Raw genomic sequence first — 21,905 nt, forward strand, 5'->3', positions numbered from 1 at the left:
CAGCACCGGCCTGTTTCGCGCCCGGCCGGGATTGCTGTACGCTTCCGATTAGATATCCGCCGCTTCGCCGCTGTCAACGTCATCGGACAGCGGCGGGCGAGGCTTCGCGAGGCACGGGCGACACCAATGTGGCAAAATCTATCCTTGCGCGGGCGCATCAACCTTCTGCTGGCACTGCTGCTGGCGCTGGGGCTCGCGGTCAATATCGGCCGCCAGGTCGCGGAGGCAGGTCCCCGCGTGCAGGCCGAGGACCAGAGCGTGATCCGGCTCGCCCGCGAATTCATCGAGATGATCGTTGCCGATCTCAACGAGGCGCCCGATCCGGATGCGAGGCTGAACCAGATCGCGCGCGATCTCAGCCGCCTGCGCCATGTCAGCATCACGCTTCGGGACACCGGCGGCAATGCGCAGACGCCGCCCCGGCTTGACACTGACGCCGACACGCGCGGGCCGCCGGCCTGGTTCGTCAGCATGGTCCATCCCGAGCAGACCGCGGTGAGCGTGCCGGTCTCGATCCGTGGCAAGCCCGGCTCGCTCCTGATCACCTCGCATCCCGATGACGAGATCGCGGAGATCTGGGACGGCATCGTGACCCAGCTCGAGGTCGGCACGGCGATCGCGCTGGCGCTGTTTTTCCTGATGATGAAAGTGGTCGGCCGGGCGCTGGCCCCGCTCCAGTCTCTGGCCGAGGCAATGGGGAAGCTCGAAGGCGGACATTACGAGGTCCGCGTCGCACCGGGCGGTGCGCCCGAGCTCGCTGCAATCTGCACCAAGCTCAACCATCTTGCCGCAACCCTCGGTGAGGCGGTCGAGGACAAGCGGCGCCTCGCCGAGCGGGCGGTGTCGCTCCAGGACATCGAGCGCAAGGAGATCGCGCGCGAGCTCCACGACGAGTTCGGGCCGTATCTGTTCTCGCTGCGGGCGCATGCCGGCGCGCTGGCGAAGCAGGCGGATGGACGCGTCCCGAATGCGGAGGCGGTGCGAAAGCATGGCAGCGCCATGCTGGAGCAGATCAACGCGCTGCAGCAGTTCAACCGCCGCGTGCTGGAGCGCCTCCGCCCCGTCGGCCTTGCCGAGCTCGGGCTGCGCCAGGCGCTCGAATCGCTGTCGCGGCTGTGGCGGGAGTCGCATCCCGATGTCGCCATCGAGACCGTGATCTCGCCGTCGCTGGGGGTCACCGGGGAGACCGCCGATCTCACCATCTATCGCATCGTGCAGGAGGCGCTCACCAACGTGTTCCGCCACGCCGGCGCGACCTCGGTCAATGTCGTCATCGAGCCGGCGCAGCAGATGGCGCAGGACGGTCGCTTTTGCGCGCGGGTGCGGGTCAGCGACAATGGCCGTGGCATGGAGCCGGGCCAGAAGCTCGGCTTCGGCCTCGTCGGCATGCGTGAGCGGATTCTGGCGCTGGGCGGCACGCTCAACGTTGTCTCCGGCGACGGCGGATTGACCGTGGAAGCGCTGGTTCCGACCGCGGCCGCCTGACCGCTCCCGAAGCGATCGGGAATAATTCCCGATTTGGTCGGGAAAACGGGAGCCGATATTGCCCGACCTTTTGTGGCTGGCGGGATTGCGACTGCCGAATACACTTGTTCCGACCAATCGGCGAAAATCAAAACAGCCGGTGGTCGCGGATGGGAAGGCGGGGATGGGCAAGGTTCTTTCGTTAAGGCGTCGTTTGTTGATGGCCTCGGTGTCGACCGGTCTGGTGTCCGGGGTGGTTTTTGCGGGGCCCGCCGGCGCCGCGCAGGACGAGGAGACCAACGTCCAGAATCTGCCGCCGGTCGAAGTGGCGGCGCCGCCGCCGTCGGTGGCGAGGCGTACTGCGCCGGTGCGGCCGGTTGCGCATATCGGGGCGGCCTCGTCCGCCAGTCCCCGGACGCGCATCTATGTCTATCCGACCGCGCCCGGCACCGGCAGGGGTCTCGATGTCGACAAGGTCCCGTCGGCGATCAACGCCGTCGATGCCAGCCAGATCAAGCGCACCGGCTCGCTGAACGTCACCGACGCGCTGCGCGACAACATCGCCGGCGTCAACATCACCGAGGTCACCGGCAATCCGTTCCAGCCCGATGTCGAATTTCGCGGCTTTGTGGCTTCGCCCGTGACCGGCACGCCGCAAGGCCTTGCGGTGTACCAGAACGGCGTCCGCATCAACGAAGCCTTCTCGGACGCCGTCAATTGGGACCTGATCCCGACCGCTGCGATCAGGTCGGTGACGCTGGTGACCAACAATCCCGCCTTCGGCCTCAACGCGCTGGGCGGCGCCATCAACCTGCAAATGAAGGACGGCTTCACCTATCAGGGCGCCGAGATCGACGTGATGGGCGGCTCATTCGGCCGCGTCCAGGGCTCGGCGCAATGGGGCAAGCAGGTCGACAAGAACTACGGCGTCTATGCCGCGCTCGAAGGCTTGCGCGACAACGGTTTCCGCAATTTCTCGCAATCAACCGTGCGGCGCTTCTACGGCGACGTCGGCTACAAGGCCGGCGACAGCGAATTCCACGCCAATATGGGCGTCGCCAAGAACGATTTCGGCGCCAGCGCCACCGTTCCAGCCGAGCTGCTCGACAAATATTGGGGCGCGACCTACACCACGCCGCAGACCACCTCCAACCGCGTCGGCTATCTCAACCTGACCGGAAAGGCCGATCCGACGCCGACCTGGACGCTCGAAGGCACCGCGCATGTGCGCAGGTACGAGCAGAAGCTCGTCGACGGCAATCCGACCGACGTGCAGGAATGCGCCGCCTTGGGGCTGTTGTGCTTCGGCGACGATACGACGCCGGCGAATGGCACCAACGGCGCGCAGCTCGTCAATCCGTATCCGTTGGGGACCATCCTCGGCGAGATCGACCGCAGCACGATCCGTTCGACCAGTTTCGGTGTGTCAGGCCAAGCCACCAACACCGATCAACTGTTCGGGCATGACAATCGCTTCGTGATGGGCGCGACTTACGATGCCAGCGTGACGCGCTACAACGCCACCGCCGAGATCGGCTCGATCGGAGAAAACTACGTCGTCAGCGGCAGCGGCCTCTTCCTGGGGCCGACCGGTCAGCCGGAAACAGTTGCCGGTCCGGTCTCGCTGCGGACCGTCAACCAATATAACGGCCTGTATGCGATGGACACGTTCAACGTCACGGACGCCTTCGCCATCACCGGCGGCGGCCGTTTCAACGTGGCGCGCATCACGCTGGAGGATCAGCTCGGAACCGATCTCAACGGCGATCACACCTTTACCCGCTTCAATCCGGTGATCGGGGGCACGTACAAGATCACGCCGGGGCTGACCGCCTATGCCGGCTATTCCGAGGCCAACCGCGTGCCGACGCCGCTCGAGCTCGGCTGCTCCGATCCAGCCCGCCCCTGTCTCATCGCGGCGTTTCTGGTCTCCGATCCGCCATTGAAGCAGGTCATATCCAGGACCGTCGAAGCCGGCCTGCGCGGCACCAAGGAGCTGAACATCGGCACGCTCGGCTGGAAGATCGGCGGATTCCGCGCCACCAATAACGACGACATCGTCGCGATACCCGCGGTCGGACGGACCGGCTTCGGCTATTTCTCCAATGTTGGCCGTACCAGGCGGCAGGGCCTCGAGGCCGAAGTCAACATCAAGTCGCCCACGCTCCAGTTCCAGGCGAGCTATGCGTTTGTCGACGCGCGCTTCCTCGACCCGCTCGAGCTGGGCTCCGAAAGCCCGTTTGCCGATCCGGCCACCGAGACCATCCGGGTCTCACCCGGCAACCAGCTTCCCGCGATTCCGCGCCACCGCATCAAGGTCGGTATCGACTATGCCGTGACTGACGTCTGGAAGGTCGGTGGCAACGCGCTGTTCGTCTCCAGCCAATACCTGGTCGGCGACGAGTCGAACCAGTTCGCGAAGCTGCCGTCCTATACGGTGTTCAACCTCCACACCTCCTACCAGGTGGCGAAGAACATCCAGCTCTACGGCAAGATCGACAACATCTTCGACAAGCGCTACGCGACCTACGGACAGTTCTTCGACCGTGACGCCCTGCCCAACTTCACCAACGGCGGCGCCGAGTTTACCGACCCGCGCTCGCTGAGCCCGGCAAGGCCCCGCGCGTTCTACGCGGGGATGCGGGTGACGTTCTAGGCGCGGGTGCCGTATGCAAGGCCAGTGGCTGAAGCATCGGCTCCGAGCACCGCGGCCGGAGCCAGCGGCTCCTGTTCCGCGATAGCGCACGCTGAGCTTGCAGAATATTCCGCCTCCGGCATGATGGGCTCGGAGGCTCGCTTTGCTGTGGCGTTGAAGAATCCGGATGCCGTCGCTGCTATCGTTTCAGCGCTTCGGCACGTCTACGGTGACGAGGTCGCGCGACTTATGCTCGTCGAGGGCATGAGCCTCGCCGACCTGATCGATGCGATGTTTTCTGGGCCTTTGACGCATCGCGAGGCCGTTCGGGATATCACCGACGGATTGGACGATTTTGTCATTTCACCAGACCTGGGTCCCGTGTGGCACCTCAGGTACATCTATGGAGACGAGCCCGGCTCTCTCCACGTCGTGGATATGGAGATCGCCACGCCGAACGGCACGCTGGCAAGCAGAGACGTCTGGCTTCGTCTGGTCTCCTAGAGGAGGGCCGCCGTTGCGAGGTTGGCCCGCGGCTGCGTCGTCTTTACCAACCGGAAACCATGTCAAATGATCTGAAAATTTTAATGCAACTGCCTGGCTGTCTCCGCGTCAGTTCGTCGGAGGGCCCGTGTGATGACAGAGCGCCAATTGATGGAGCAGGAGTGCCAGATCGCGCGTTATCGGCGCTTGGAGCGGGAGGTGACGGATCCGCTTGCCGCGTGCCTGCTTCACGGCATCGTCGAGGAGCTTGAAGCCGAGCTGCGCAAGGAAAGGCCGGATTGGCACGGGCCGCGTGATTAACGGTTTCTTAGCGCTAATCATGCGGATTGTTGCGTGGGAATGTCTAGGAGACTGCTCCCATGCTGAAGGACGGCACATATGCGGCGTGGTACAAGACGCCGATCGACCAGGGCACCGGGATCGTCCATGTCGCAGACGGACAGATCTGGGGCCGTGACAGCCTGATGACTTATCACGGCTCGTGCCGGGTCGACGGAGATCGCTTCACCGCCACCGTATCAACGAAGCGTCACACCGACGGACGTGCAACGGTCTTCGGCGTGGAAGACGAACTCACCCTGGACATCGAGGGAAACTGCCCCGGCAAGATCGCGACTTACACCGCGACGGCCCAACAAGTGCCGGGAATGATCCTCAAGGGCACGCTCATTCTGACCGAACAGCAGCCGCCGGCAAGTGAACGAGCCGAGCAGTTCCCGGCATTCAATCCCGACAAGCTGCCAAAGCTGCCGAAGCGTTCGCGCTGAAAATTTTGGATCGCGATGCGTGACGTCACGAGCCAGCTGGCCGGCTGGCTCCAGCGAAGCGAGGGACATCATTTGTCCTCCAGCCAGCCCCGGGCAAGTATCGCGGCTTGTTGCAAGGTGATGCTTCGGACCAGCGGATCGGCATGACGGTGCACGAGTTGCCAATCCGTGCCATCCTTGCGGTAGACCTCGGTCACGCGCAGCGACCAGTCTTGAGCCGGCAATCCGCCCACTTCGGCCCGCTGGTGTTCGATCATGACGAGAACGACGAGCGCGTCCGATGCATAGGTTTGCAAGACTTCGAGCTCGGTTTCGCCTTCCCTGAAGTATCGTGACAGGTCGGCCAGGCGTTTGGGGCTCGCGTCGAATCCGCGACTGGCAGGCCCGCCGAAGGGCTGCATCAACGTGAAATCCGGCGCGATGCGGACGAGCCGGAGCCAGCGATCCATGTCGCCACGCATGAACGCGGCATTCTTCGCGCGAGCGCGTTCGACGAGGCTGGCTATCGCGTCGTTTGCGACGGCCTCATCGCCTGAAAGCTGAACGGACAGCGGAATTGCAGCCGTGGCGGCCATCATCGAGCGCCGCGACATCTTCTCCTGCCGGTCTGGCCAATTGTTCACACCGGGCGGTCTCTTGGTCATTTCAGGTCTCCTGATCGAACGACGAGCGACCCATCCATGAGACCTTGAACTTGATGAATCCAGCGATATGATTTCAGCATCATGCTGAACCAAATTGATCTATCCAGAATCGATCTGAATCTCCTCGTGCTCTTCCGTGTGGTTCTGGAAGAACGTCATGTCGCGCGTGCTGCGGGCCGGCTGAGCCTCACGCCGTCGGCTGTCAGCCATGCGCTTGGCCGGCTCCGTCTCCTGCTGAACGATCCGCTGTTTCTGCGGACACCCAAGGGCGTCGTTCCAACGGCGCGGGCCTTGGAGCTCGAGGAGCCCGTGACCGAGATCATCGCGCGCATCGAACAGCTGATCGGCTCGGCTGCACCGTTCGACCCCGCGAAGAGCCGCCGCCGGTTCACGATTGGCGCCCCCGATGCCGTACTGGTCTCGACATCCGTTCAGCTCCTGCGATCGATCGCGACTGCGGCCCCCCATATCGACCTCGCCCTGATCCACCTGATGCCTGCGCCGCGCGGCGGCGCGATCGGGGAGCCCTGGCACCAAAGCCTCGATATGCTCGAAAGACGCGAGCTCGATGTCGCAATGCTGCCGCTGTCGACGGTATCGCCGCGATTCGAGGCGCGCAGGCTCTACGACGAGGATTTCGTGCTGGCCATGCGCAAGGGACATCCCCTCGCAAAAGCGCCAACTCGTGCTGCATTCTCGCACTCACAGCACCTGCTGGTGTCTCTCAGCGGCGAGGCGCGCGGCTTTGTCGATGAGATGTTGGCAAAGCGGGGCCTCGAGCGCCGCATCGCCTTGACCGTCCCGAATTTCATGATGGCGCTCGTCCAGCTTTCAGGATCTGATCTGATCGCAGCATTGCCGCGCCGATTGGTGGAGCACCACGCCGGCCGTTTCGGCTTGGTGTTCGTCGAGCTGCCTTTTGCGCGTAAACCGGATGCGATCCGCGCGATCGCAACCAAGGCGGCGATGAGAGACGCCGGCATCGCGTGGCTCATGCAGGTCGTGGTCGGCGCAATCGGAGCAGGTCGGCCCTAAAGCCGCCCCTCTGACGCCGAAAGGTATTCATCCGACGCCGAAAAGTGACGCTATTGCGTCTGCCGATCCGCGCCTTACCGAAGAGTAGGATTGGAGGATTACCTAACGAAGAGAGCGACCAGCAATACGGCGACCGGCAAAAGCCCGAAACAGGTCACAATAACCGTAAAGACCGTTTCGTTCGCGAAAGTCTGTCTGAGACGCCGACGCATGAGCCATGTGCTCCCAGCTTAACAGAGCTTCATTTGCGACCAAAGCATGCGCCAGCTAAACACAATCGCGAGCGAAGACAATGGTGGCGAAAATGGCCGGAGAAATCCCAAACAATTCAGACGCAGCAGTGACGAAGCGCGAGAAGCAATCGGCGATTGTCGGCAGGTTGTTGGTGACGTGCTTCGTGGCGATGCGCAGCGGCTATCCTCGCAAGCACCTCGGCGCGGTGTTTGAAGAGCTGCTGGTCGCGATGATGATTCGCGTGAGCGACGAGCTCGGCGCACCGCCGCGTACGGCTTCCGACGTTTCCAAATATCTCGGGCTCCCGCGCTCGAACGTCCGGCGCTGCCTCAACGTGCTGATCAGCGAAGGCGTGGTCCGCAAGGTGAATGAGCACGGCCATACGGGCGAGCTGGACTGGCTCGCGTCGCGGATCGATGCGGAATATTTCGTCAAGATTCGGGGTGCGATCATCGCTGCGGCTGACGAGTTGAAGGCGCTGGACGCGGCATGACGCGGAACACGCCGGCCTGTAGATCGGGGTGGCCCTTTCCGTGCCTCTTCAGGCATATCGATACTGGATGTGGCCACGCCCTTTCGGCTGCGAAGCCCAATTGCAGGTCCGGTTGTTCGACGGGTTTGACACCGCAATTCCGCATTCTGCTACCCTGAAACCTCGCTTCTCAAACCCCTCGCCGCCCGCCATTGTGCGGTTGCAGCAATCATCTCGGGAGCAGCATCAATGTCGGACAAGGTCTCGCGTCTGCGACAAATCGCGCGACCTAATTCGTGCCAATAGAGAAGAATTTCGCTCCAGTGACTGATAGCTCCGAATATTCGTACCGGCTGAGCACTGGCCAGAACCGATGATCCTGCTTCGATCCGAATGTCGTCCGATCCTGGTTCCCAGGGTTCGGATCAATCGTTCTCTGCGCCCACGACACGTTGTTGGGTTGCTGCCGCCGGAAGGTCAGCGCTCGCTCGGTGCCTTCGCTGAACTGCCGACCGATCGACCATCAGGGCGCTGAGGGCTGGGCAGGCGATGGCGGGTCCGGAAATCACGTTTGGACCGTTTCGTTTCAGCTTGGCCAGACGCTTGCTGTTGCACGGTGAGACTCACGTCAGGCTCGGCTCGCGCGCGGCCGCGATTCTGGGCGCCCTGCTGGAAGCTCCGGGCGAGCTCGTTTCAAGGGCCGTGCTCTACGATCGCGCATGGCCCGGGCGAACCGTGACCGAGGACAACCTGAAGGTTCAGATCTCCGGCCTGAGAAAGGCTCTGCTTGAATACGGAGACCTGATCCGCGCGGAGGCGTCCTTCGGCTACCGCTTCGTCGGAGACGTCGGCGTCTATCACCCATCGAAGCGCCGATCGCGCGCGCCCGGCGCGATGCATGCGCCGATCGGCCGGGCGGCGGTGATCGGCGACATCAGCGAGCTTCTGCAGAACGACCGGCTCGTCACCATCCTTGGGCCCGGCGGCATCGGCAAGACGACCGTCGCGCTTGCCGTGGGGGGCGAGCTTGAGAAATCCTATTGCGACGGAGTCTGCCTTGTCGAGCTCGACCGCATCACTGACGGAAGTCAGATCTATGCGGCCGTCACCGGCGCGCTTGATCTGCCGGTTCAGATGGCTGCAAGTCTCGATCAGGTCCTGCTTGCCCTTCATGGCCGGCGTCTGTTGCTTGTCCTGGATTCCTGCGAGCATGTCACCGAGAGCGTCGCGCTCCTCGTTGAAAGCGTGCTCAGCGGCACCCGCGACGTCCATATTCTGGTGACGACCCGCGAAACCCTGCGGATCGAAGGCGAACTGGTCTGGCGTCTCGATCCGCTCGAAACCCCGCCGTCGTCTGTTCCGGTGACAGCCGGAAACGTTCAGGATTATTCATCGGCAGAATTGTTCACGCGAACCGTCTGCCAGAGAACGCCAAACTTCGCGATCGATGATACCGTCGCGGCCGTGATCGCGGATGTTTGCCGGCGCCTCGACGGGATGCCCCTGGCGATCGAACTCGCGGCGTCGATGGTCGACGTCCTCGGCATCGAAGAGGTTCGTCGCGGGCTCGACGAACGATTCTCCCTGCTCTGGGTGGATCGTCGGACCGCAATTCCGCGTCATCGCTCGCTCGCCGCAACGATCGACTGGAGCTACAATCTTCTTCCCAAAAGGGAGCGGGTGGTGCTCGGGCGCCTCTCCATTTTTGCCGGGCCTTTCACCCTCGGTGCTGCAATTGCGGTTGCAGGCGATGACGATCTGGACATGGGAGGTGTCCGCGAAGCGGTTGCCGCATTAGCGAGCAAGTCGTTTCTGAGCCTCGATCATCGGGCCGCGCCGCTGGAATATCGCTTGTTGGAGACCACGCGGGCCTACGCCACTCGGGCATCGGACGCGACAGACGATCGGGAACGGGTGCACGAGCGCCATGCGCGCTATTTCCTCGACATGCTGGAGCGGAGGGATTGGGACGCCTGCGATTCCGTCGCGGACAGTGCACAGCTGCGTGGTTACATCGACGAGGTTCGCGTCGCTCTCGATTGGGCGTTTTCCGTCAAGCCCGGCCTCGGAATAGCGCTGGTTCTTGCAGCCGAACGTCTATGGCTCGAGTTCACCTCACTCGCGCAAGGCGTTCCTCATCTGGAGCTGGCGTTGCGCTTTGCCGACAGCAGTCCCGATGTCGGACCCGCCGTGAGATCTCGCGTGCTGGTCGCGCTCGCGGCGGCGCAGGTCTATGTACCGGGTCTTGAGGGTGCGAGCCTCTACGAACACGCCTGGCGCGCAGCACAAATCGCGCGCGACGATCTCCTGGAGATGCGGGCGCTCTACGGCATCATCCAGAACATGCTCCTGACCAGGCGTCCCGCCTCGCCCTACATCGATGCGTTCGCGGCGGTATGCAGGAGATCGAACGATGCCGTGATGTCGAGGCTTCTCCTGCGCTGGTCCGCCTTCCAGGCCTTTGAGGCCTCCGATATGACGCTGGCGCACCAGAAGTTCGAGGCGTTCTTGAATGACCGATCGGCGATTCCCCGGAGAGTTTCGCTCTATTTCGGCGGCATCGACTCGATCATCTCCTGCAAGGTCGGGCTCGGGCTTACGAAGTTCTATTTGGGTTATCCCGATCAGGCCCGGTCTCTGCTGGCATCTACCGTCAGCCAAGCGGAAAGCCAGGGCCACGTGACGACCCTGTACTTCGTGCTCGCGCAGGGAGCTATCTGGGCCCATCTTGCATCTGGCGATTTTCAACGTGTCAGACTCTATCTGCGGAAGCTCGAAGCTGTTTCCAGCCTCTATCGTCCATGGCGCGTTCTGGTCGATGTCTTTCAGGCTCTTCTGATCCGCGAGGAAGCCCGTGACCTGGAAGCGGCAGAACGCAGCCTTACCCGCAATCTGCAGGACAGATTCATCCTGAAGACAGGGACGCTTCATCCGACCCTTTGGGTTGAGCTCGCGGATACGCGACGCAGGCTGGGCGATCTGGATGGGGCGGAGGCTGCGGCAAAGCAGGCAATGACACAATGTCTCGGTGATCGGGACGGCCGACTCATTGGACGGCATCACCCCGTCCTCGCAAGGATCCTGATGGCGCGGAATCGGCCGGGCGATCTGAGCACCGCAAGGAGCCTGTTCAGGGGCGCGATCGAGTTGACGCGCGCTCAAGGTATCTATTTCCATGAATGCGATGCCAGTGTCGGTCTCGCCGAACTGGAGTTGATGGCCGGACGGGCGGCAGTCGCGCACGCCGTGCTCAAGGAGCTGTTGGGACGTCTCGGCGATCGAGAGTGTGTGCCCGGACTTGACCGGGCACGCGAGATTCTTGACGAGCCCAGAGCGGGGTCGATCGCCCGGCGGCAGATCGCCCGCTCGTCCTGAAGGTAAATTCAGCAATCAGGTTCAAGCGCTCGCCGCGGGCTCGCTGCGACGGCGAGGCGCGACTTCAACCTCCGTTGTGGCCGAGTATCTCCAGCCGCCTGACCACGACGCCCCCCTCGGCGAGCTCGGGGAGCCGGCCGAACCACTGCTGGACGTAGGGCATGGCATTGTGGGCGTCGAAGTCGTCGCGGCTTGCGAAGATCTCATAGAAGATGAAGCGTCCTGGTGTTTCGCGGTCCTCCTGGAAGAAGTAGACCAGGTTCTTGGGATCGCTTCGGACAAGCGCGACAAGCGGCAGCGTTGCCTCTCGAAGCGCGCGTTCCTTGCCCGGTTTGGCGCGGACTTCGGCGACGACCGAATAGGCGCCATCGGGAATGGCCCGATAGCGAACGCCGTCGCGTTCCTGAGCGGTGGCTGATGCTGCGCCGGCCAGTGAAGCTGTGGCGACGAGGGCCAGGATCATTCGTTTCCGTGACACCATGGAGATCGTCCTTCTCTGCGATAATTGCTCTAGCCCCGCTGCTGGCGGGCGGCGAGCGCGTCGCTGAAGCGCTTCTTCACTGGACCCAGAGCCTTGACGAACTCGAGCTGCTCTCCCTCTGGACCCTTGCAATAAATCAGCTCCCAGCCTTCCGAGAGGCCCTGCGTGATGCGATTGGTGTTCGCCTCCATCGGGGCGGCGCGGCGCTGCTGTTCTGATGTCACGGTGATCACACGATTGGCCCGCACCTGGGTCATGCCGCGGCGCGCCGATTCTGCCTCCAGGTCGTGGATGAACTTGTTGAAGTCGACATCATCCCTCACATAGAAGCAGATGTGCATGGAGCGCGGAAACGCCGGGCTCATGTGGTCGCGCGATTCTGCGAAGCTGTCGCCGCTGCCCGATGGCTGGCCAGCGTCGCGATACTGCAGAAGCTCGATCACGACGTTGTCGAACTGGACGAAGCGTACGTCCAAGCGTTGTGTGCCTCCCCTGAGATCGGGAACCCCGATCGTGCGCGGGTTGACATGGCGTTCGCGCGCTTCGATTTCCTGATCGGTCAAAAGCGTGTTGTGGATCGGTTCACCCTGGAAATCTCCGTCGCGGAAAATCTCGGTGCCGCCGAGCACTTCGGTGTAGAACTCGAAGGCGCGATTCATGTTTTGCACGGTCACGCCGAAATGCTGAACGCCTTGCAGCCGCGCGCCGAGTGGCGCGGAATCGCGAGCAACCGAAGCGGGGCGCGGAGCGCCTTGGGCATTTGCAGCCGCCGGGTTGGTTGCCGCCATTCCTGCCAGCATGGCCCCTGCCGTAAGGAGAACATCCCGGCGTCCAATGCCGGTCGTCTCAAAGTCTGTCTCTTCGCTCATCTTCCGTCTCCATCGCTTGACCGACATGGCGCGACGTAAAACTTGCTGGAGAACGGAGGGTTTTGCAGGTTAATTGAAGTAAATTTTGCAGTGGGTCGGTGTGCCACAATTCTGCATCTGCAAATCCCGACCCCACGGCTTCTCAAACCGCCTGCGACGCGCCATTGTGCCGCAGCATCACCCTTGGAGCAGCATTACCATGTCGGACAAGGTCTCGCGTCGCCAGTTTGCCAAGCTGGCGGGATTGTCCGCGGCCGGAATGGCAAATCCTCTGGAGGCAGCCGACGCCAGGCCGGCATCGCCGCCGCGCAGCGGCAGCGGTTTCCCGGCGGGCTTTGTCTGGGGCACGGCGACCTCGTCCTATCAAGTCGAGGGCGCGGTCAACGAGGACGGGCGAGGGGCCTCGATCTGGGACAAGTTCGTGCGCATCCCCGGCAAGATCGAGGACGGCACCAATGGTGACCGCGCCAATGAGCACTATCACCGCTACAAGGAGGATATCGCGCTCATCAAGGCGCTCGGCTGCAAGGCCTACCGCTTCTCGGTGGCCTGGCCGCGGCTGTTTCCAGACGGCGACGGCAAGCCCAATCCGAAGGGGCTCGACTTCTACAACCGTCTCATCGACGAGCTCCTGAAGAACGGCATTGAGCCGTGGCTGACGCTCTATCATTGGGACCTGCCGCAATCGCTGCAGGATCGCTTCGGCGGCTGGCGCTCGACGGAAACCTGCAAGATCTTCGGCGACTACGCCGCCTATGTCGCCGAGCATCTGACCGATCGCGTCAAAAACGTGTTCACGCTGAATGAGAGCGGTCGCTTCGTCTATTTCGGTTACGGCATCGGCATCGATGCACCGGGCATGACGCTGCCGCAAGCCGAGGTCAACCAGATCAGGCACAACAGCGCGCTCGCGCACGGGCTCGCGGTGCAGGCGGTGCGCGCCCATGGCCGCCGCGGCACCAGAGTGGGGCCGGCCGAGAACATCGATGCCTGCGCGCCCGCCATCGACACGCCGGAGAACGTTCGTGCCGCCGAGATCGCGCTGCGCGAGATGAATGCCGGCTATCTCAACGTCATCATGACGGGCCGCTACACCGACGCCTTCCTGAAATTCGCCGGCCCCAACGCACCGAAATACACCGATGCGGAGCTGAAGATCATCTCCTCGCCGGTCGATTTCCTCGGCCTCAACATCTACGCACCGCAGAACTATGTGGTGGCCTCCGACCAGGGCGCGGGCTTCATGCCGCTGCCGATCCCGAAATCGTTCCCGCACATGAACTCGGACTGGCTGCGCGTCGGGCCGGAGACGCTCTATTGGGTGCCGAAGCTGGCGGCAAAGATCTGGAAGACGGATGCGATCTATATCAGCGAGAACGGCGCCTCCGGCGACGACGTCGTCACGCCGGACGGCAAGATCTACGACACCGACCGCATCATGTACCTGCGCAACTATCTCGCCCAGCTCCAGCGGGCGACCGCCGAGGGCGTGCCGGTGCGCGGCTATTTCCTCTGGAGCCTGATGGACAATTTCGAGTGGGTGTATGGGCTCAACAAGCGTTTCGGGCTGTACCACGTCAATTTCGACACCCAGGTCCGCACGCCGAAGCTCAGCGCCAGCTTCTACCGCAACGTGATCGCGAAGAACGCGGCTGGGGCGTGATGTCTTCGCCTCTCCCCGCGTGCGGGGAGAGGCCGGATTTTACGCGGAGCGGAAAATCCGGGTGAGGGGGAGCCTCCGCGAGTCCGTCTGTTACCGTTTTTGCCGAGGCAGCCCCTCACCCCAACCCTCTCAGGGCGAGCGTAGCTCGTCCCGACCCCGTAAGAACGGGGAGAGGGAGTGCAGCAGCCGCGCATTGACTCTCCTCTTCCCCTTATTCAGAACCGTCCTCAACAACCCACAACAAGAGGACAACGCCAATGGCTGACGCGCTGATCATCGATGCCTGCCGGACCCCGCGCGGCGTCGGCAAGGCCGGCAAGGGCGCACTTTCGGGAATTCATCCGCAGCAGCTCGGCGCCACCGTGCTGCGCGCGCTCGCGACGCGCACCGGCATCGACACCGCCGATGTCGACGACATCGTCTGGGGCTGCAGCGCGCAGGTCGCGACCCAAAGCGGCGATCTCGGGCGGATGTCGGCGCTCGATGCCGGCTATGACGTGCGCGCCAGCGCCGTGACGCTCGACCGGTTCTGCGGAAGCGGCATCACCAGCGTCAACATGGCGGCATCCTCGATCATGGCGGGCGCGGAAGACCTCGTCATTGCCGGCGGCTGCGAGATGATGTCGATGGAAGGACGCCGCGGCGGCGGCCCGATGATGATGGACGGCGGCAATCTGCGCCTGCGCGCGCGGCACCCGCAATCGCATCAGGGCGTCTGTGCGGATGCGATCGCGACGATGGAAGGCATCACGCGAAGGGACGTTGACGCGCTCGGGCTGGAGAGCCAGAAGCGCGCAGCGCATGCGATCACGAACGGCCACTTCAACAAGAGCCTCGTACCGGTCCATCGCGAAGACGGCAGCCTCGCGCTCGACCACGAAGAATATCCGCGGCCGCAGACGACGATGGAGGGCCTCGGCAGCCTGAAGCCGGCCTTCCCCGCGATCGCCGACTACGCGCTCGACGACAAGGGCACGACCTATCGCGGCCTGATCCTGCAGAAATATCCTGATCTCGAGATCGACTTCATGCATCACGCCGGCAATTCGTCCGGCGTCGTCGACGGCGCCGCCGCGATCCTCTTGGCCTCGCCCGCCTACGCCAGGGCGCATGGCCTTAAAGCCCGCGCCCGTGTCGTCGCGATGGCGAACATGGGGGACTCGCCGACCCTGATGCTGAACGCGCCGGTGCCGGCCACGCGCAAGGTGCTGGCGAAGGCCGGCCTGACCGTCGACGACATAGACCTGTTCGAGATCAATGAGGCGTTTGCAGTGGTTGCGGAAAAATATATCCGCGACCTCAAGCTCGATCGCGCCAGGGTCAACGTCAATGGCGGCTCGATCGCGCTCGGCCATCCCATCGGTGCCACCGGCTCGATCCTGATCGGCACCGTGCTCGACGAGCTCGAACGGCGCGACCTCAAGCGTGGTCTCGTCACCATGTGCGCCGCGGGCGGCATGGCTCCGGCCATCATCATCGAGCGTATCTAGCGCGGGCGAAGCTCGCCGCGCCCCCTGTGGGAATAGGGTGAGGGAGCAGGTGAGACGCCACAACGCGACGATCTAGCCTTATTTTCTAGGGCGAAACGCGCTTCTCCGCGCACAAAGAGGCACCTCGTCGCTTGTCGAAAGCGGCGAATCAGCTTTAGCAAGGTTGCGTGCGGGCCTTTGAAACAAGGTAAAATCCGCTGCCCGAGGCTTCTCCCGCTCCGGAAGTAGCTAAAAAGCAGGGTTTTTTGCCGCTGAGGGCCAAAAAAGCCCGTAAAACCGCGACAAAACTGTGCAGAAGGCTATAGGCCTTCGCCGGTTGGTCTAATATGCAACCGGCAACGAATCAGAGGAGACACGATGCCAACCCAAATGTCCAAATCGCAGTTGATCGAAAAGATTGCGACCGCCACCGAGCTTTCCAAGCGCGACGTCAAGAACGTCATGGAGACGCTGACCGACGTCGGTCACAAGGAGCTCAAGAAGAACGGCCTGTTCCTGGTGCCGGGCTTCGCCAAGTTCGTGGTCATCAAGAAGCCCGCGACCAAGGCGCGCAAGGGCACCAACCCGTTCACGGGTGAAGAGATGATGTTCAAGGCCAAGCCGGCCCGCAAGATCGTCCGCGCCCGCCCGGTCAAGGCGGCCAAGGACGCCGTGGGCTAACAACGCAAAGGCCCCCTCGGTCGGAGGGGGCCTTTTGATTGGGGCAGCCGCGAGGGCCTGAGACGGAGGGCTCAACCCTTGCGGCGCTTCACCCGGACCGGAATGGGTTGAAGCTGCGGCCATGAACCTAGTCCTGGCGCCGGCATCCCATCGCGAACCCGGTCGATCACGCGATCGAGCAACTGGCGCAGCCGCTGCGTTGTCCGCGATCTCTTCGCTTTCTCCAGTAGTTTCTTCATGGCCTTCACTCCGCCGCTTCGACCTTGACCTCGGCCGGCTCGAGCGCCGCGGCGATGGCTTCGTCGACGCGCTCCAGCCAGATGAATTCGAGGCTGTCCCGCGCGCTCTTCGGGATGTCGTCATAGTCCCGCTTGTTGCGCGCCGGCAGCATCACCCGCTTCAGGCCCGCCGCCGCGGCCGCCACCACCTTCTCCTTGATGCCGCCGACCGGCAGCACCAGGCCGCGCAGCGAGATCTCGCCGGTCATGGCGGTGTCGCTGCGCACCGTGCGGTTGGTGAGCAGGGACGTCAGCGCCGTGAACATCGCAACGCCCGCGCTCGGTCCGTCCTTCGGGGTTGCGCCCGCCGGAACGTGAACGTGGATGTCGCTCTTCTCGAACACCGACTGATCGATGCCGAGCTGCGTGGCCTTGCTCTTCACCAGCGTCAGCGCAGCCTGCACGCTCTCGCGCATGACCTCGCCGAGCTGGCCGGTCAGGATCATGCCGCCCCGGCCGGGCACACGCGACGCCTCGATGAACAGGATGTCGCCGCCAACAGGCGTCCAGGCAAGGCCGGTGGCCACGCCCGGAATGCTGGTGCGCTGCGCGATCTCGCCTTCGAAGCGCGGCTGGCCGAGCACGGTGGCGATGTCCTTCGCCCCCACCACGACCTTCGTGGCCGTGCCCTCGGCGACCTGCACCGCGGCATGCCGGAACAGCTTGCCGATCTCGCGCTCGAGGTTACGCACGCCGGCTTCGCGGGTGTAGCCCTTGACCACCAGCTTCAGCGCCTCCGGCTCGATCTCGGCCTGCTCGGCCGAAAGACCGTTGGCCTCGAGCTGCCGCCGCACCAGATAGCGCTTCGCGATCTCCAGCTTCTCCTCTTCGGTGTAGCCGGCGAGGCTGATCAGCTCCATGCGGTCCAGCAGCGGACCCGGGATCTGGTCCAGCATGTTGGCGGTCGCGATGAACACCACCCGCGACAGGTCGAAGGGCACGCCCAGGTAATTGTCCCGGAACGTCCCGTTCTGCTCGGGGTCGAGCACCTCCAGCATGGCGGCTGACGGATCGCCCTGCACGCCACGACCCATCTTGTCGATCTCGTCCAGCATCATGACGCAGTTGCGGCTGCCAGCCTTCTTGATGCCCTGGATGATGTTGCCGGGCAGCGCACCGATATAGGTGCGGCGGTGACCGCGGATCTCGGCCTCGTCATGCACGCCGCCAAGGCTGACGCGCACGAAGGGGCGGTCCATCGCACGCGCGATGGACTGGCCGAGCGAGGTCTTGCCGACGCCGGGCGGGCCGACGAAGCACAGGATCGGCGCCTTGCCCTGCGGGGCGAGCTTGCGCACCGCCAGATATTCGATGATCCGGCCCTTGATCTTCTCCAGGCCGAAATGATCAGCGTCGAGGATGGCTCGCGCCTCCTTGATGTCGATCGGCTTCTCCGCGGGCAGCGCCCAGGGCAGCTCGATCAGCCAGTCGAGATAGGTGCGGACCATGCCGGCTTCGCCGGCGGCCTCCGGCATGCGCTCGTAGCGGCGCAGCTCCTTCTTGGCGTGCGCGTCCGCCTCCGGCGGCATGTTGGCCTTGGCGATGGCAGACGTCAGCTCGGCGACCTCGGCCGCCTTGCCGTCGCCTTCGCCGAGCTGGCGCTGGATGGTTGCCATCTGCTCGCGCAGGATCGCCTCGCGCTGTCGCTCGTCGAAGCTGGCGCGAGTCTTCTGGCCGATCTCATTGCTGATGCGCAGCACCTCCAGCCGCTCGGCCAGATGCTTGGACACCTTCTCGACGCGCAAGGCGAGGTCGATGGTCTCCAAGACCTCCTGCTTGTCCAGCGGCTTGATGTCCATGAACGAGGTCGCCAGATCCGCCAGCGCGCCGGGCGCGGTGGTGCCCTGGAACATCGCGGCGAGCTCAGGCGGCGCCTGCGGCAACAGCTCGATCGCCTCGATCGCCTGGCGCTGCAGATTCAGCGCGCGCGCCTCGATCTCCGGCGAAGTGGTGGTCGGCTCCGGAATCTGCTGGATCCGCGCGGCCGGGAACGGCGTCCCCGGCAGGAAGTCGAGGATGCGCGCGCGCTGCACGCCCTGGCAGACGATGTGATGGGTGCCGTCGGGCGCGGTGATGTAGCGCACGATGTTGGCGATGGTCGCGACCCGATAGAGATCGTCCGGCGTGGGATCGTCGACTTCGGGATTGCGCTGCAGGACGATGCCGATCGGCCGCTGCTCGCGCAGCGCCTGCTGCGCCGCCGCGATCGATTTCGGCCGCGCGATCGCGATCGGCCCGATCGCGCCGGGAAACAGCACCATGTCGCGTACCGCGATGATGATCAGCGCGTCGTCGGGGATCTTCACGTCGTTATTGGTCTGTTCGTTGTTCATCTGTTCGGTGGCCATGATCGACCTCAGGATTTGGCGAGGCGTAGCGCGACGCAGCCGTCCATCACGAAGCGGCTGATGGCGTAGCGGCCGAGTGGAAGCGCAATGCGGCGCTCAAAACGCCCCTGCGGCAGTTCGAGCCGGTGGATGCGGGCGTTGCGAAGCTCCGGCGGAAGCGTGCGCTGGCCGGAGACGACGAGCACGCCGTCATGAATGACCGTCTCGACATTGTCCGGATTGACGCCGGGAAGCGCGACCAGGATCAGCAACTCGTGCTCGGTTTCGAGCACATCGATCGGCGGCTCCCAGCAGGCTTCCTGGCGGCCGAACTGCTGGCGCAGCCGCTCGGCGCGCGTCAACTGGTCCAGGGCTTCGGACAGCATCCAGTCGAGGGGATTTTTCGGTTGCATGATGCGGGCTCAGGGGTGGGAAAGCCTGCATATGGGGCTGGTTCCCGGGAAATCCAGTGCAGTGGCGCTGACGTGCCATGCGCCGTCGTGCGATCGCAAAAGCAAACGCCGCGGCTTTGGCCCAAAAAGCAAACGCCGCGGCTTTGGCCGCGGCGTTCTGTCATGGAGCGGGCACCGCATCAGGCCGCGGCGCGGTAATCTTCTTCTGCCTCGAGGTTGATCACCGAGGTCGCCAGCTCGGTCAGCGTATGATCGGTCGCCTCTTCTTCCTCCAGCGTCGCCTGAAGCAGCCTTGCTGCGTCCTGCATGCCGAGCTCCTCGGCCCAGGTGCGCAAGGTGCCATAGCGGGAGATCTCGTAGTGCTCGACCGCCTGCGCGGCCGCGAGCAGACCGGCATCGAGCGCCGGTGCGCCCTTGAACTCCTTCATGATCTCGGCGCCCTCGTCGGTAATGCCGTTGATGGCTTCGCAGGGCTTGCCGCGTGCAGGCTTGCCCAGCATCTTGAAGATCTGGTCCAGACGCTTGACCTGGCCCTGGGTCTCACGCAGGTGCTTGTTGAAAGCGGCCGCGAGTTCTTTCGAGTTTGCGGCCTTGGCCATCTTCGGCAGCGTCTTGATGATCTTGTTCTCGGCGAAATAGATGTCCTTCAGCGTTTCCAGAAACAGGTCGCTGAGCATTTTCGGCGCCTGACGCGGTCGGCGCGCTGCGGTCTTCTTGGGTGCGCGTTTCTTCGCTCGTTTAGCCATATGTCCTCCTCTTGAGGTGACACGGGAAGGCATCTCCTTCCCCAATCCTCAGGCGATCAAAGCCGGTTGGAGAACGAAAGTTCCAAACTGCAACCGGCGCGCGCGGCGACCGTTCAGGTCGGGCGCTTGTAGGGATCTTCCTGGCGCTGTCGGGCCTCGGTGTTGCGATCGAGCTGCGCCCGCTCGCTGCGCTTGAGGTGGCCGGCCTTCATCACGCCATAGACGAGGACCCCGCCGAGCACGAAGGCTCCGATGAACCAGAGCCAGAGCAGGTTGGCCGAGAGCTGGCCGAGAAGCATTCCGATTCCACTGTCGCTCATTGTCGCCTCCAGTGATTTCCAAAGCGGCTTTGCTGGGCTAAGTCAGGCCGGCAGCCATCGTTCCAGCCTCCAAGGACCGCACCGACACATGCTCGACTTCGCCCTGTCCGCCTTCGTGACGCTGCTGCTGGTGGTCGATCCGGTCGGCCTTGCGCCGGCCTTCCTGGCCGCGACCGGGGGCATGCCCGACAAGGTCAAACGAACTATCGCGTTGCGCGCGCCGCTGATCGCGGCCTCGATCCTGGTGGTGATTGCGCTGGTCGGAAACTGGCTGCTGCGCCAGCTCGGGATCGGCGTCCCCGCCTTCCAGATCGCCGGCGGGCTGCTGCTGTTCGGCGTGTCGTACCAGATGATCTTCGGCGATCGTCCGCATCGCGAGGCCCGCGAGGCCGACAAGGCGACGTCCGAGCACGCCTCCGATGTCGCGGTGTTTCCCCTGGCCATCCCCATGATGGCCGGCCCCGGTGCGATTGCGACCACGCTGCTGCTTTCGGGCGATGCCGGCTATGGGGCGAGGCTGGCGGTCATCATCGCAGTCGTGCTCTCGGTCTGCCTGCTCTGCATGCTGTGCTTCGTCTCGGCTCACCTGATCGCGAAGACCCTCGGACGCACCGGAAATGCGGTGCTGTCGCGCGTCCTCGGCATGCTGCTCGCCGCCTATTCCGTGCAGTTCGTGATCAACGGGATTGCGGCGGTCAGGACCAGTCTGCCATAGGGCTGCGACAATCCGTGAATTCGTTGATTTTGCCGTCGATTTCGTGGTTTGGCGGGAGGGGCGACAAGGTGGCACCGGATCCGGGCCGCTTTCGCTTGCACTGCCATATTGCTTTGACGTACTCCCGGTCTAACAAGCCCATCGTCAGGAAATCGGGATGTCGACGACAGCGGAAGAGCTCGCCAAGAGACAGGCCATCATCGACGCCTGCCGGCGCATGAACGCGCTCGGCATCAATCAGGGCACCTCGGGCAACATCTCTGTCCGGCATGTGGACGGGCTCCTGGTCACGCCGACCAGCGTGCCCTATGAGGCCATGACGCCGGACCAGATCGTCTTCATGGCCATGGACGGCACACATGCGCCCGATCAGAAGCCGTCGAGCGAGTGGCGCTTCCATCGCGACATCCTGAAGTCGCGGGATGACGTCAACGCCGTCGTGCACGCCCATCCGACCTATTGCACCATCCTGGCGATCATGGGCATGGAGATTCCGCCGGTGCACTACATGATCGCGGCGGCCGGCGGCGACAGCATCCGCTGCGCGCCCTATGCGACGTTCGGAACCGTGGATCTGTCCGAACATGCGGTGCGGGCGCTGGAGGGACGGCTTGCCTGCCTGCTGGACCATCACGGCATGATCGCGATCGGCAAGACGCTGGACAAGGCGATGTGGCTCGCCGTCGAGGTCGAAACGCTGGCACGGCAATATCACGGCTGCCTCCAGATCGGACAGCCGCCGCTGCTCGCCAGTGCCGAGATCGAGCGGGTCCGCCAGCGCATGGCCGGCTACGGCCTGTCGGAAGGGTAGGG

The 21,905-nt window shown here is 63.8% G+C and carries 21 protein-coding genes; 13 read left to right on the forward strand and 8 right to left on the reverse strand.

All coding sequences use genetic code 11. The annotated features are described in order from the left end of the window. The first annotated feature begins 126 nt into the window (after positions 1-126). From CV770_RS02890 to CV770_RS02905, 5 genes are all read left to right on the forward strand, one after another. A complete protein-coding gene (locus tag CV770_RS02890) occupies positions 127-1,485 on the forward strand; it encodes a histidine kinase (RefSeq protein WP_201759672.1) in 1,359 nt (452 codons plus the stop codon). Positions 1,486-1,684: 199 nt separating this feature from the next. Next, on the forward strand, positions 1,685-4,120 hold the full coding sequence (locus CV770_RS02895; RefSeq protein WP_502693583.1) for a TonB-dependent receptor: 2,436 nt from the start codon (positions 1,685-1,687) through the stop codon (positions 4,118-4,120). 24 nt (positions 4,121-4,144) lie between these two features. Further along, the gene (locus CV770_RS02900) at positions 4,145-4,603 is read left to right on the forward strand and encodes a hypothetical protein (RefSeq protein WP_349627960.1); all 459 of its coding nucleotides are present in this window, start codon (positions 4,145-4,147) and stop codon (positions 4,601-4,603) included. 147 nt (positions 4,604-4,750) lie between these two features. After that, the gene (locus CV770_RS42390; RefSeq protein WP_177237433.1) at positions 4,751-4,903 is read left to right on the forward strand and encodes a hypothetical protein; all 153 of its coding nucleotides are present in this window, start codon (positions 4,751-4,753) and stop codon (positions 4,901-4,903) included. 59 nt (positions 4,904-4,962) lie between these two features. Next, positions 4,963-5,370, forward strand: coding sequence for a hypothetical protein (locus CV770_RS02905; RefSeq protein ID WP_091966659.1), 408 nt, complete (start codon positions 4,963-4,965; stop codon positions 5,368-5,370). 68 nt (positions 5,371-5,438) lie between these two features. Here CV770_RS02905 and CV770_RS02910 read toward each other — a convergent pair whose 3' ends face one another. Next, positions 5,439-6,014 (reverse strand): YybH family protein, encoded by a 576-nt coding sequence (locus CV770_RS02910; protein WP_091966661.1) that lies wholly within the window; start codon positions 6,012-6,014, stop codon positions 5,439-5,441. A gap of 81 nt (positions 6,015-6,095) precedes the next feature. Here CV770_RS02910 and CV770_RS02915 point away from each other — a divergent pair, with 81 nt between their 5' ends. From CV770_RS02915 to CV770_RS02925, 3 genes are all read left to right on the forward strand, one after another. Beyond that, complete coding sequence (locus tag CV770_RS02915) at positions 6,096-7,049, forward strand: LysR family transcriptional regulator (protein ID WP_104461259.1); 954 nt, start codon at positions 6,096-6,098, stop codon at positions 7,047-7,049. Positions 7,050-7,353: 304 nt separating this feature from the next. Beyond that, on the forward strand, positions 7,354-7,776 hold the full coding sequence (locus tag CV770_RS02920) for a helix-turn-helix domain-containing protein (RefSeq protein WP_245453657.1): 423 nt from the start codon (positions 7,354-7,356) through the stop codon (positions 7,774-7,776). A gap of 528 nt (positions 7,777-8,304) precedes the next feature. Further along, positions 8,305-11,130, forward strand: a complete 2,826-nt coding sequence (locus CV770_RS02925; RefSeq protein ID WP_104461261.1) for an ATP-binding protein — start codon at positions 8,305-8,307, stop codon at positions 11,128-11,130. A gap of 64 nt (positions 11,131-11,194) precedes the next feature. On the opposite strand, the gene CV770_RS02930 is transcribed toward CV770_RS02925, so the two are convergent. After that, the gene (locus CV770_RS02930; RefSeq protein ID WP_104461262.1) at positions 11,195-11,593 is read right to left on the reverse strand and encodes a putative quinol monooxygenase; all 399 of its coding nucleotides are present in this window, start codon (positions 11,591-11,593) and stop codon (positions 11,195-11,197) included. A 47-nt stretch (positions 11,594-11,640) separates the two neighbouring features. Beyond that, positions 11,641-12,480, reverse strand: coding sequence for a VOC family protein (locus tag CV770_RS02935; RefSeq protein WP_245453658.1), 840 nt, complete (start codon positions 12,478-12,480; stop codon positions 11,641-11,643). Positions 12,481-12,679: 199 nt separating this feature from the next. On the opposite strand from CV770_RS02935, the gene CV770_RS02940 reads away from it, so the two are divergent. The 3 genes from CV770_RS02940 (at position 12,680) to CV770_RS02950 (ending at position 16,293) form a co-directional block, all read left to right on the forward strand. Beyond that, a complete protein-coding gene (locus tag CV770_RS02940; protein WP_104461264.1) occupies positions 12,680-14,143 on the forward strand; it encodes a GH1 family beta-glucosidase in 1,464 nt (487 codons plus the stop codon). Positions 14,144-14,400: 257 nt separating this feature from the next. Next, on the forward strand, positions 14,401-15,633 hold the full coding sequence (locus tag CV770_RS02945) for an acetyl-CoA C-acetyltransferase (RefSeq protein ID WP_104461265.1): 1,233 nt from the start codon (positions 14,401-14,403) through the stop codon (positions 15,631-15,633). Between the two features lie 357 nt (positions 15,634-15,990). Next, entirely contained in the window at positions 15,991-16,293 is a 303-nt protein-coding gene (locus CV770_RS02950) for an HU family DNA-binding protein (protein ID WP_018320691.1), read from the forward strand. 71 nt (positions 16,294-16,364) lie between these two features. Here CV770_RS02950 and CV770_RS42395 read toward each other — a convergent pair whose 3' ends face one another. From CV770_RS42395 to CV770_RS02970, 5 genes are all read right to left on the reverse strand, one after another. Further along, positions 16,365-16,532, reverse strand: coding sequence for a hypothetical protein (locus CV770_RS42395; RefSeq protein ID WP_201759674.1), 168 nt, complete (start codon positions 16,530-16,532; stop codon positions 16,365-16,367). Positions 16,533-16,537: 5 nt separating this feature from the next. After that, entirely contained in the window at positions 16,538-18,919 is a 2,382-nt protein-coding gene (gene lon, locus CV770_RS02955; protein ID WP_104461266.1) for an endopeptidase La, read from the reverse strand. Between the two features lie 8 nt (positions 18,920-18,927). Continuing rightward, positions 18,928-19,311: an Hsp20/alpha crystallin family protein gene (locus CV770_RS02960; protein WP_028142669.1), complete on the reverse strand. Its 384-nt coding sequence runs from the start codon at positions 19,309-19,311 to the stop codon at positions 18,928-18,930. A 179-nt stretch (positions 19,312-19,490) separates the two neighbouring features. Continuing rightward, positions 19,491-20,057 (reverse strand): YciE/YciF ferroxidase family protein, encoded by a 567-nt coding sequence (locus CV770_RS02965; protein ID WP_091966673.1) that lies wholly within the window; start codon positions 20,055-20,057, stop codon positions 19,491-19,493. Between the two features lie 113 nt (positions 20,058-20,170). After that, complete coding sequence (locus CV770_RS02970; RefSeq protein ID WP_091966675.1) at positions 20,171-20,377, reverse strand: hypothetical protein; 207 nt, start codon at positions 20,375-20,377, stop codon at positions 20,171-20,173. An 88-nt stretch (positions 20,378-20,465) separates the two neighbouring features. On the opposite strand from CV770_RS02970, the gene CV770_RS02975 reads away from it, so the two are divergent. Both CV770_RS02975 and CV770_RS02980 read left to right on the forward strand, forming a co-directional pair. Further along, positions 20,466-21,092 carry a MarC family protein gene (locus CV770_RS02975; RefSeq protein WP_091966677.1) on the forward strand — a complete coding sequence of 209 codons (627 nt, stop codon included), beginning with the start codon at positions 20,466-20,468 and terminating at the stop codon, positions 21,090-21,092. 157 nt (positions 21,093-21,249) lie between these two features. Then, on the forward strand, positions 21,250-21,903 hold the full coding sequence (locus CV770_RS02980; RefSeq protein ID WP_104461267.1) for an L-fuculose-phosphate aldolase: 654 nt from the start codon (positions 21,250-21,252) through the stop codon (positions 21,901-21,903). Positions 21,904-21,905 lie beyond the last annotated feature (2 nt).

This window comes from Bradyrhizobium sp. AC87j1 (assembly GCF_002936975.1).
Classification (GTDB): domain Bacteria; phylum Pseudomonadota; class Alphaproteobacteria; order Rhizobiales; family Xanthobacteraceae; genus Bradyrhizobium; species Bradyrhizobium shewense.